11 protein-coding genes are annotated in these 11186 nt (G+C 59.8%); 7 read left to right on the forward strand and 4 right to left on the reverse strand.

Annotated features, from left to right (window positions below):
* The first annotated feature begins 39 nt into the window (after window positions 1-39).
* From AC1V0D_RS11315 to AC1V0D_RS11325, 3 genes are all read left to right on the forward strand, one after another.
* Window positions 40-912 carry a carbohydrate ABC transporter permease gene (locus tag AC1V0D_RS11315; protein ID WP_009092534.1) on the forward strand — a complete coding sequence of 291 codons (873 nt, stop codon included), beginning with the start codon at window positions 40-42 and terminating at the stop codon, window positions 910-912.
* Window positions 912-1727 (forward strand): carbohydrate ABC transporter permease, encoded by an 816-nt coding sequence (locus AC1V0D_RS11320; RefSeq protein WP_325936534.1) that lies wholly within the window; start codon window positions 912-914, stop codon window positions 1725-1727. Before AC1V0D_RS11315 ends, AC1V0D_RS11320 begins: the two co-directional genes overlap by 1 nt.
* A gap of 103 nt (window positions 1728-1830) precedes the next feature.
* Window positions 1831-3162 carry a glycoside hydrolase family 28 protein gene (locus AC1V0D_RS11325; RefSeq protein WP_046101050.1) on the forward strand — a complete coding sequence of 444 codons (1332 nt, stop codon included), beginning with the start codon at window positions 1831-1833 and terminating at the stop codon, window positions 3160-3162.
* A 53-nt stretch (window positions 3163-3215) separates the two neighbouring features.
* Here the strand turns inward: AC1V0D_RS11325 and AC1V0D_RS11330 are convergent, their stop codons facing one another.
* On the reverse strand, window positions 3216-4286 hold the full coding sequence (locus AC1V0D_RS11330) for a tartrate dehydrogenase (RefSeq protein WP_009092530.1): 1071 nt from the start codon (window positions 4284-4286) through the stop codon (window positions 3216-3218).
* A gap of 64 nt (window positions 4287-4350) precedes the next feature.
* Between AC1V0D_RS11330 and AC1V0D_RS11335 the strand changes: the two genes are divergently transcribed.
* The gene (locus tag AC1V0D_RS11335; protein ID WP_009092528.1) at window positions 4351-5292 is read left to right on the forward strand and encodes a LysR family transcriptional regulator; all 942 of its coding nucleotides are present in this window, start codon (window positions 4351-4353) and stop codon (window positions 5290-5292) included.
* A gap of 29 nt (window positions 5293-5321) precedes the next feature.
* Here AC1V0D_RS11335 and AC1V0D_RS11340 read toward each other — a convergent pair whose 3' ends face one another.
* From AC1V0D_RS11340 to AC1V0D_RS11350, 3 genes are all read right to left on the reverse strand, one after another.
* Complete coding sequence (locus AC1V0D_RS11340) at window positions 5322-5615, reverse strand: DUF1330 domain-containing protein (RefSeq protein ID WP_009092527.1); 294 nt, start codon at window positions 5613-5615, stop codon at window positions 5322-5324.
* Window positions 5616-5626: 11 nt separating this feature from the next.
* Window positions 5627-6490: a glutathione-dependent disulfide-bond oxidoreductase gene (gene yghU, locus AC1V0D_RS11345; protein ID WP_009092525.1), complete on the reverse strand. Its 864-nt coding sequence runs from the start codon at window positions 6488-6490 to the stop codon at window positions 5627-5629.
* Window positions 6491-6681: 191 nt separating this feature from the next.
* Window positions 6682-7560, reverse strand: a complete 879-nt coding sequence (locus AC1V0D_RS11350; protein ID WP_140922744.1) for a sugar phosphate isomerase/epimerase family protein — start codon at window positions 7558-7560, stop codon at window positions 6682-6684.
* Between the two features lie 259 nt (window positions 7561-7819).
* On the opposite strand from AC1V0D_RS11350, the gene AC1V0D_RS11355 reads away from it, so the two are divergent.
* From AC1V0D_RS11355 to AC1V0D_RS11365, 3 genes are all read left to right on the forward strand, one after another.
* The gene (locus tag AC1V0D_RS11355) at window positions 7820-8845 is read left to right on the forward strand and encodes a LacI family DNA-binding transcriptional regulator (protein ID WP_482907432.1); all 1026 of its coding nucleotides are present in this window, start codon (window positions 7820-7822) and stop codon (window positions 8843-8845) included.
* A 150-nt stretch (window positions 8846-8995) separates the two neighbouring features.
* Complete coding sequence (locus AC1V0D_RS11360; RefSeq protein ID WP_482907433.1) at window positions 8996-9913, forward strand: TIM barrel protein; 918 nt, start codon at window positions 8996-8998, stop codon at window positions 9911-9913.
* 10 nt (window positions 9914-9923) lie between these two features.
* Complete coding sequence (locus AC1V0D_RS11365; RefSeq protein ID WP_336793899.1) at window positions 9924-11093, forward strand: Gfo/Idh/MocA family protein; 1170 nt, start codon at window positions 9924-9926, stop codon at window positions 11091-11093.
* Window positions 11094-11186 lie beyond the last annotated feature (93 nt).

Here is an 11186-nt window from a genome sequence, read left to right on the forward strand (position 1 = left end):
CGCCGGGCCTGAGCACTGTTCTGAGTCACGAGTAGGGTTATGTTGAATTTAAGCGGCTGGCGTAATTTTCTCTATGTGCTGCCTGCGGTGCTGGTCTATGCGGTATTTCTGCTCTTTCCGCTGCTGGCCTCGCTGGGCATCAGTTTTACCGAATGGGACGGCACCTCACTGCCGGTGTTCAGCGGCATCAGTAACTATATGCGGATGTTCAGCGATCCGGTGTTCTGGATTGCGCTGGGCAATAACGCCATCCTGATGCTGTTCTATACCCTGTTGCCTATCGGCGTTGGCCTGCTGCTGTGCAGTTTTCTCTATGAGACGCGCAACAACAAGGAACGCAGCGTGCTGCGCATTCTCTTTTTCCTGCCCTACATCATGCCGATGGCCGTGCTGGGGGTCGTGTGGCGCTGGCTCTATAACCCGGCGTTTGGCCCGATCGACCAGATACTGCGCGCCGTCGGCCTGCCGCAGCTGGCCCTGTCGTGGCTGGGCGATTTTACCTGGGCGCTGCCCGCGGTCGGTCTGGTCGCCACCTGGTACTTCTTCGGCTTCTGTCTGGTGCTGTTTATGGCGGGCCTGCAGCGTATGGACCCCTCCCTGCTGGAGGCGGCCGACCTGGATGGGTCGTCGCGCCGTCAGAAGTTTATGCGCATCACGCTGCCGGGTCTGCGACCGGAGCTGCGGATTGCCCTGCTGCTGACGGTGATCGCCAGCCTCAAAGCCTTCGACCTGGTCTATGTCATGACCCAGGGCGGGCCGGGCACCTCCACCATGGTCACCAACATCTTTATGTATAAGCAGGGCTTTGATCTGCACTACTTTGGCTATGCCTCGTCAGTGGCGGTGTTCAGCATGATCATTGTTCTGGGGATTAACTACCTGATCCATCTGGCCTTAAGGGAGCGTTACTGATGCGAAGCACGCCGGTCATTTCACGCGCGCTGATCTGGATCGTGGCGCTGATGACGATTCTGCCGTTTCTGATGGCGCTGATGACCTCATTCAAAACCCAGATGGAGCTGTTTCAGGGCGTCTTTACGCTGCCCGCCTCGCTGAATTTTAAAAATTATCTGACCGCGTGGCAGCAGGGACACTTCAACGTCTACTTCCTTAACTCTGTGCTGGTGGTGATCCCGGTGGTGCTGTTCAGCGTGCTGCTGGGCATTCTGGCCGGATTTGGCTTTGCCTGGCTGAAGATCCCCGGCAAAAAGTTGATAGCCGCGATGCTGGCGCTGGGGATGGTGCTGCCGAGTGAGGCCTTTATCATTCCGCTCTATCACGAGCTGCGCTGGATGGGGCTGACCAACACCTATCTGGCGCTGATCCTGCCGCAGATTGCCCTGTCGCTGCCCTTTACCACGCTGATGATCGCCAGCGCCTTTCAGCAGGTGCCGAAAGAGCTGGTGGAGGCGGCGGTGATGGACGGCGCGTCGCGGGTCAAAATCCTGTGGGGCATTCTGGTGCCCGCTATCTGGCCAACCCTGTCAACGCTGGGGCTGCTGCTGTTTATCTGGACCTGGAATGAGTTCCTGATCCCGCTGATTCTGGTGAACAAAGATGAGCTGCGGACGCTGCCGATTGGCATGATGTTTTTCCAGAATAAAAATACCATCGACATTCCGGTGCTGATGGCGGGGGCGATGATTGTGATCATGCCGCTGATCCTGGTGTTCCTGATTTTCCAGCGCAAATTTATCAGCGGCGTGACGGAAGGGGCCGTGAAGTAATCTGTGACAGCCCGCACGAAACGGCGAACTGGCGACCAGACAAAGGTTTGCTGCGCCGTTTCGTGCTGCAATTTTTCCTCCTCAAACCTGCGGGAGACGCACCATGCACCTTTCCCTTGCTGATTTTCATCCTGCCGCCGACGGCGAAACCCCGGACACCGCGGTGCTGCAGCGCGCCCTTGACCAGATTGCGGCGGCGGGCGGCGGCCGTCTGACACTGCCTGCCGGACGCTATCGCAGCGGCTGCCTGAATCTGCCCTCAGACATTGAGCTGCATCTCGACGCGGGTGCGGTGCTGATCGCCAGCCAGCAGCTGGCTGACTATCAGGCGGTGCAGGCGCTGAGCTGCGCGGAGAAATCCCACAACGTGCTGCTCTATGCGCTGGGCCAGCGCAATATCACCCTCAGCGGCACCGGCCGCATTGATGGTGAGGGTGACGCCTGGTTTGCCGCTGAGCGGGATGCACAGGGCTATCGCCTGCCGCACGCTGACCGGCCACGCCTGATTGTGTTTGAAGATTGTGAGCAGGTGACGCTGACCGGCTTTACGCTGGTGCAGGCACCGATGTGGACGGTCCATCTGGTGAGCTGCCGCCATGTGCATATCGATCACCTCACCATCGACAACGCCATGACGATGCCCAACACCGATGCGCTGGATATCGACAGCTGCGAAGCGGTGTTTGTCAGCAACAGCTATTTCAGCGCCGCCGACGATGCCATCTGTATCAAAACCACCCATAAACCCGCCGCACTGCGGCGGCCGGCGCGGCAGATTATGATCACCAACTGCCTGCTGCGCAGCTACAGCTGCGCCCTGAAGATTGGCACCGAAACCTGGGACGATGTGGAAGATGTCACGGTAACCGGCTGCACTATTTTTGATTCGAACCGGGGGATTGGCATTCTGTCGCGCGACGGCGGCGCCATGCGGCGTCTGCTGTTCAGTAATCTGACGTTTGCCTGTCACCACGCGCCGCCCTGTCACTGGGGCAAAGCCGATCCGCTGCATATTTCGGTACGCCGCCGCGATCCCGCCATCACACCCGGCGTCGTGGAGCAGGTGCAGTTCAGTACCATAACCGGCGTGGCCGAGGGGGCGATTAACCTGCATGCGGCAGAACCGGGCTGGATACGCGATGTGGTTATCAGCCAGCTCCAGATGCAGCAGGCGGTGGCGTCATTGCCCCAGGGGCACTACGACATACGGCCGCCCTGCAACCCGGACGCCCCGACCGGCATGGGCCTGGATAACGCCTACCGGGTTGACCCGGCATCCGGTGAAGCATTTGGGGTCGAACCCTATCCCGGCGGTCTGCCAGGGCTGTTTGCGCGCGGCGTAGAGAACCTGCACCTGCATAACCTGAACATCGTGCGGCCGGATCCCTTACCCGCAGGGTGGCATCCGGCGATGGTCGTCCGGCTACCGGAATAAGTGGCGCGGTGGTGAGAGGGCTGCCGCCGGGGGCGGGCGGCAGCGTGATTCACTTACAGTGCGGCGGCGATGGCCGCTCCCAGCTCTTCTGTACTGGCGCAGCCACCGAGGTCACGCGTCAGGTGCTCACCCGCCGCCAGCGTGCGTTCAATGGCGTCCAGAACCGCTTCGCCTGCCGCCTTGTAGCCGAGATGCTCCAGCATCATCGCGCCGCACCAGATCTGGCCGATGGGATTGGCAATGCCTTTACCGGCGATGTCGGGCGCGGAGCCGTGAACCGGCTCAAACAGGCTGGGGAAGAGACCTTCCGGGTTGATGTTGGCGGAGGGGGCAATGCCGATGGTGCCGGTACAGGCCGGGCCAAGGTCAGAGAGGATATCGCCAAACAGGTTGCTGGCGACGACCACATCGAACCAGTCCGGGTGCAGCACGAAGTTGGCGGTGAGAATATCAATGTGATACTTATCGACGCGAACCTCCGGAAACTGGCCGGACATCGCGTCGACACGGCTGTCCCAGTAAGGCATGGTGATGGCGATACCGTTGGATTTGGTGGCCGAGGTCAGATGTTTCTTCGGCCGGCTCTGCGCCAGCTGATAGGCAAACTTCAGAATGCGATCGACGCCGGTGCGCGTCATCACCGTCTCCTGAATCACCACTTCCCGATCGGTGCCGGGGAACATGGTGCCCCCCACGCTGGAGTACTCGCCCTCGGTGTTTTCACGCACCACATAGAAGTCGATATCGCCCGGCTGGCGATTGGCCAGCGGCGCTTTGACGCCGGGCATCAGGCGCACCGGACGCAGGTTGACGTACTGGTCGAACTCGCGGCGGAACTGTAACAGCGACCCCCACAGGGAGACGTGGTCAGGCACCACCTCCGGCCAGCCTACGGCGCCAAAGTAGATGGCATCGAAGGTTTTCAGCTGCGGGAACCAGTCGTCAGGCAGCATTTTGCCGTGCTGCTGCCAGTACTCAGCGCTGGCGTAATCAAACCACTCCCAGCGCAGCGGAATGTTAAATTTTTCGGCGGCGGCATTCATCACGCGGACGCCTTCCGGCATCACTTCTTTACCGATACCGTCGCCGGGGATCACGGCAATACGATGGATTTTCTCAGTCACAGGGCACCTTTCCGGTTGATGTTCGAATTGTGACCGCAGTATAACTGTCGCTTCCGGGGAAATAATGAGTCTGAAACGCAAACCAGTGTTGAATAAAAGTAGAGAATCCCGCACCTCCACCGATGACCTGGCCTTCTTTGTTCGCCTGGCCGGGCTGGAGAGCCTGACCGCAGCGGCACGTGAGCTGGGTCTGTCGCTGGCGGCCGTCAGCAAACGTCTGAGCCAGCTGGAGCAGCGTCTGGGCGTGCAGCTGCTGCGCCGCACCACGCGACGGCTGGAGCTGACGCCGGAAGGCCACCGTTATCTGGCAGGTGCCCGCCCGCTGCTCGATCAGCTGGTGGCGCTGGAAGAAGCGGTCAGCGGTGAAACCGCTCAGCTGCGCGGCTCGCTGAATATCAACGCTTCATTCGGGTTTGGCCGTCGCCATATCGCGCCGTGCGTCTCCGCCTTTGCCGCGCTGCATCCGCAGCTTGCGCTGTCTCTGCACCTCAGCAGCCAGCCGCTGAATTTTCTCGATGCGCACATTGATATCGATATTCGCGTCGGTGAGCCGCCTGACTCGCGGCTGGTGGCGCGTAAGCTGCGAACCAATCCGCGTATTCTCTGCTGTTCGCCCGCTTATGCTGCCCGGCACGGCCTGCCTGCGACGGTCAGCGAGCTGGCGGAACACAACTGCATTTTACTGCGTCAGCACGACAGCGATTTTACCCTGTGGCGACTGACCCGCGGTGAGCAGAGCATCAGCCAGAAGGTGCGCGGCAGCCTGATGACCAACGATGGCGAAGTGGCGATGCGGCTGGCGATGGATGGGCATGGCATTCTGCTGCGTTCCTGGTGGGATGCGCAGCACAGCCTCGCGGCGGGGGATCTGCTGCCGGTGTTGCCTGAATGGCAGGCACCCGATGGCGACATTTTTGCGGTCTGGCAGGCGCAGCGTCAGCTTCCGGCACGCGTGACGGCGTTCGTGGCGTTTCTGCAGCAGACGCTGCAGAAGGTGGAGGCGTAAAAAAGGCGGCATCGCTGCCGCCCTGCGTGTTATTTGTCGATGCCCTGCACCAGCACCACGCGATAGTTCGCCCCTTTCAGACGGTGCGCTTTGGCAGCCTGATATTCCGGGCTGTCATACCAGGCGTGCGCCGCTTCGCGGGTCGGGAATTCCAGAATCACCACGCCTTCCGCTTCCGGACCTTCCAGCGTTTCCAGCGCGCCATAAAAGGCGAGCGGGTTGATCGGATGATCGCCACGTGCCTGGCCCGCTTTCTCAGAATAGGTGTTCATTTCGTCCTGGTTCAGGGTGTTATCACGAATAAATACGACGTATGCACTCACAGGTTAGCTCCTTACGCTTTTTTATCCTGGGTCTGGGTATCGAAGTCAGCAGCATCATGACGCTCATGCAGCTGATCGGCCGGGTCGCCCATGACACGATTGACCTTGCGGCCACGAATGACGGCGGGACGCTGCGCGATCTCTTTCGCCCAGCGCACCACATTTTTATAGGACTGCACATCCAGGAATTCCGCCGCGCCATACTGGTCATTCAGCACCATGTTGCCGTACCACGGCCAGGTGGCGATGTCAGCGATGGTGTAATCCTCACCGGCCAGATAGCGATGATCCGCCAGCTGGCGATCCAGCACGTCGAGCTGACGCTTCGCTTCCAGCGTGAAGCGGTTGATGGCGTACTCAATTTTTTCCGGCGCATAGTGATAGAAATGACCAAAACCGCCACCGAGGTAAGGCGCAGAGCCCTGCAGCCAGAAGAGCCAGTTCAGGGTTTCAGTGCGGCCGGCGATATCTTTTGGCAGGAAGTAGCCATACTTTTCCGCCAGATAGAGCAGGATATTGCCCGACTCGAACACCCGCAGCGGCGGGGTGACGGAGTGATCGCTCAGCGCCGGGATTTTTGAGTTCGGATTCACGTCCACAAACCCGCTGGAGAACTGATCCCCGTCGCCAATACGGATCAACCAGGCATCATATTCTGCGTCGTTAACATTCAGCGCCAGCAGCTCTTCCAGCAGAATTGTCACTTTCTGACCGTTCGGCGTGCCGAGTGAGTAGAGCTGTAAAGGGTGTTTACCGACCGGCAGCGCTTTTTCATGGGTAGGACCCGCGAACGGACGATTAGTTTTCGCGCCGTTGCCTTTGGCTTCAGGATCCCAGTTCCAGACTGTTGCAGGCTGATATGCATTTTCCGACATAATAAACGTTCGCCTCGTGGTGTGATGTTTGTCTGGAGTGTAGCAGGTGCTGAAAAGGCGGTTTAACTCTGCTGGCTGCGTGAGGACGCGCGGCAACCCGTTGATGTCAGGGAGGCCGGGAAGGTGGAAAAAGGAAAAGCGGGGCGGTTATCGCCCCGGAGGATCACTGCCGGGCTGCATGGCTGCGGGGATCAGAGCAGTTCGCGCTCAATCCGTTCGCGGGTTTCAATGGCCTGAACCGACATCTTTTCCGGGTAGCCAAACAGCGAGGCCGCGATGATCGGCTCTCCGCCAACTTTGTAACGGCGTGTGGCAAAGCCGGTGTCGCGCAGGGTCTGGAAGAGACTGTCGAAATCGACCTCACCTTCACCAACGCCGACGTGCTGATGAATAGTGGCGTCGACGCCTGGCGGATTGACGATGTAGCGGCAGTGGCGGGTGTGGTTCATGGTGTCGGCAATCAGCATATGGGAGAGATCGTCTCCGGCGTACTCCAGCATCGGTTTCACATCGCCTTTGCCTTTGTCATAGAAGAAGGTGTGCGGCGCACTGTAGATATACTTCACGTTATCGCTGCGGAACGACTTCACGATATCCACGGTTTCGTTGTTCTCTTCGCAGAAATCCCACGGATGTGCCTGAATTTCGACGCGTATTCCTTCACGTTCGAGGATCGGCAGCAGCTCCTCCATTGAGCGATAGAACATCTCTTCGCAGATTTCCGGCTCGTTTGGCGTGCCGGAGAGTTCGGTATTGATTACCGGTACCCCCATCTCAACCGCGATCTCAATCATCCGCTTCCAGTTCTTCACCGCCGCCTGACGACGCAGCTCATCCGGGCCGGACCAGCGATAGACGACGATAAACGAGGAGATCGCCAGGCCGGTCGCACGCAGCGCATTTTTATATTCGGTGATGATTTCGCGGCTGGCTTTGGGATGTTTATAAAACGGGTTGATCTGCGGATGCGGCGACTGTTCGATATATTGATATCCCCAGTCGGCGACCTGATGAACCATACGGGTGATGCCCAGCTCTTTAATCACATCCACATCAAAAGCGATTTTCATCTCTCTGCTCCGGCAAGGTTGAAGGAACGGTTCCTGAGTGAAGAGGACGCCTGTCTGCGCGCCGCTTTCGCACAAGCCTTTCACCGGTTTTAGCAAATGCCTGTTTTAAAGAGAACGCAGAAAGAAACGGATGTTTCATTTTTGCGAAAGCGATCAACTTTGCGTGAGGTTTTCTATCAAATAAATGAGAGAAAAAGGGCGTGCCGGGATAAAGTATTACCGTCAGTCACCACAACAGAGCGTGAAGAGGAGAAACAGGATGCCAAAAGTGACGATGACCGCCGTTGCTCAGGCGGCGGGCGTGGGGGTAGCCACGGTGGATCGGGTGCTGAACCGTCGCGCACCGGTGCGCAGCGCCACAGAGCAGAAGGTAATGGCAGCCGCCAGGTCGCTGGGCTATCAGCTGACACAGGCCCATAGCCAGCATATCGCGCCGCCCGCCGCGCAGGCGTTACGCTTTGGCTTTATCCTGCTGCCCGCGCGCTATTCGCTCTATCAGCAGCTGGGCGAGGCGCTGAAACAGCAGGCGGAGCAGCAGCAGCCTGCGGGCAGTGAACCGGTCTTCTGCTGGCATGATATTCATGACGTGGAGGCGGTTGCCCGTTCAGTGCGGCAGCTGGCGCAGTGCTGCGACGTGATCGCGCTGGTGGCGCTGGATCATCCGCTGATTCGTCACGCGATTCAGGATGTTTCGCGGCTCGGCGTGCGGGTTTACGCCCTGTTCTCCGACTTCTCCGCCTGTGAACATGCAGGCTTTATCGGCATCGACAGCCAGAAGGCGGGACGCACTGCCGCCTGGATGGCCCGCCACCTGCTGCGCCGGCCAGGGTGCGTCGGCGTGCTGATCGGCGACCATCGCTTTACCTGTCAGGAGAGCAGCGAAATCAGTTTTCGCTCCTCCCTGCGCGAGTCGGGCATCAGCCAGCGCGTGCTGGAGCCGCTGAAAACGCACGAGACGGCAGAGGGGGGCTACCAGGCCACCCGGGCGCTGCTGGAGAGTCATGACGATCTGGTCATGATTTATGCCCCCTGCGGTGGCATTGAGGGCGTGGTGCAGGCGCTGCGGGAGAGCGGACGCACGCAGATCGACCTGGTGTGCCACGGTCCGCTGCCCGGCGACGAGCTGGCGCTGATTGACGGCACCATCACGCTGATGCTGCGTCACCGTATTGAGGCGATGGCCGAAGCGGTGGTCTCGGCCTGTCTGAACGGGCGGCTGGAGCCGCGGGATCACTTTGCGCAGATTACCGTGCCCTTTGAGATCGTGACACGGGAAAACCTGTAGAAAGAAGGTGTTAGCTTTTTAATGATATAAAACTATCATTTAATGCAATTTTTAAAAGCGATCTCTATCAAAAAATGAAACTTTCATCGTTGTCTGAGATGAAACGTTTGTTTGATACTGCCGGCAGTTCTTACTGCAGAGGCAGACACGATGACCTTTCACATTGCTAATGCGCCCTGTAGCTGGGGCGTGGACGATCCCGCCAATCCCTGGCTGCCACCCTGGCAGAAAGTCCTGACCGAGGCCGCGCAGGCGGGCTATCCGGCCATCGAACTGGGGCCGTGGGGCTACCTGCCCACCGATCCGGCTGAGCTGACCCGGCAGCTTGATGCGCATCAGCTTTCGCTGGTGGCGGGCACGATCTTTGACGATCTGGTCAGTGAGGCTCATTTCCCCACGCTGGTGACGCTGACCCACAACCTCTGCCGCACGCTCGCCCGTGTCCCGACAGCAGCGAAAACCCCGGGAGCCAGCGCGCCCTATCTGGTGATTATCGACTTCGGCAATCCGGAACGGGCGAAATATGCCGGTCAGTCAGAGAAGGCCCCCCGGCTCTCCGCAGATGCGTGGCAGCGCATGATGCAGCACATCACCATTCTGAGCGACATTGCCTGGCGGGAGTATGGCGTGCGGCCGGTGATCCATCCGCACGCGGGTGGCTGCATCGAATTCGCCGACGAGCTGGCGCAGCTGGTCAGGGATATTCCGCATCAGGTCGCGGGGCTGTGCCTGGATACCGGCCACCTCTGTTACGCCGGGATGGACCCGGTGGCGGCGCTGCAAAAGTACTGGACGCGCATCGACTATCTCCATTTTAAAGATGTGAATCTGCGGGTCTGGCAGGACGCCGTCACGCGCGGAGTCGATTTCTTCACCGCCTGCGCGGAGGGCGTCATGTGCCCGCTGGGCCAGGGCGCAATCGACTATCCGGCCGTGCATGCGCTGCTGATGGAACGCCATTACCGCGGCTGGATCACCATTGAACAGGAGCGTGACCCGCGCCATGCCGACACCAGCCTGCGCGATGTGAAAGCCAGCCTGGACTATCTCCGATCAACAGGATTCTGAGGACAACAGCATGATTAACGGAAAAAAAGCGGCTAATCGCTCACTGCGCTGGGGAATGATCGGCGGCGGCGGTACCAGCCAGATCGGCTACATCCACCGTTCGGCGGCGCAGCGTGACGGTAACTTCACGCTGCTGGCGGGCGCCTTTGATATTGATGCCGGGCGCGGACGCGAGTTTGGTCAGGCGCTGGGCGTGGCGCCCGATCGCTGCTATCCCGATTACGCCAGCCTGTTCGCCGGCGAGGCTGCGCGGGAAGAGGGGATTGAAGCGGTGTCCATCGCCACGCCAAACAACACCCACTTTGCCATCTGTCGGGCAGCGCTGAATGCCGGACTGCATGTGGTGTGTGAGAAGCCGCTCTGTTTTACGGTCGATGAGGCCGATGAGCTCGAGCAGCTCAGCCGGGAGAAGCAGAAGATTGTTGGCGTCACCTACGGCTACGCCGGACATCAGCTGATCCATCAGGCCAGAGAGATGATCGCGGCAGGGGCGCTGGGTGAGATTCGCATTGTGAACATGCAGTTTGCTCACGGTTTCCATAATGAAGCGGTGGAGCTGCAGAGTGAAAGTACCCGCTGGCGGGTAGACCCGCGTTTTGTCGGGCCGAGCTATGTATTAGGCGATCTGGCCACGCATCCGCTGTTTATCGCCGAAACCATGCTGCCGCAGCTGAAGATGACGCGGCTGCTCTGTGCGCGCCAGAGCTTTGTTGCCTCGCGCGCGCCGCTGGAGGATAACGCTTTTGTGATGATGGAGTATGACAACGGCGCGGTCGGCACGCTCTGGGCATCGGCGGTCAATGCCGGTTCCATGCACGGGCAGAAGATTCGCGTCGTTGGCGCGAAAGCCAGCCTGGAGTGGTGGGATGAGCAGCCCAACCAGCTGCGCTATGAAGTGCAGGGCGAGCCGGTGCGGATTCTGGAGCGTGGCATGGGCTATCTCACCCCGCGCGCGCTGGAAGAGGATCGCATCGGCGGAGGGCATCCGGAGGGGCTGTTTGAGGCCTGGTCAAATCTCTATCGCCGCTTCGCGCTGGCGATGGACGCCACCGATCGCCGCGACACCGCTTTCCTGGAGGATTTCTGGTATCCCGATGTGCATGCCGGATTAGCGGGCGTGCGCTGGGTAGCCCAGTGCGTGAAATCAGCAGATGCCGGGGCGGTGTGGGTGGAAGGGTAAGGCGTGATAAACAAAACCTCAACCCGCCAGAGACGGGTTGAGGAAAGCGGCGTCATCTGTGAGTACACCGCACTGCCGCTGACATTTTAATTA

Source organism: Pantoea sp. PA1 (assembly GCF_056856975.1).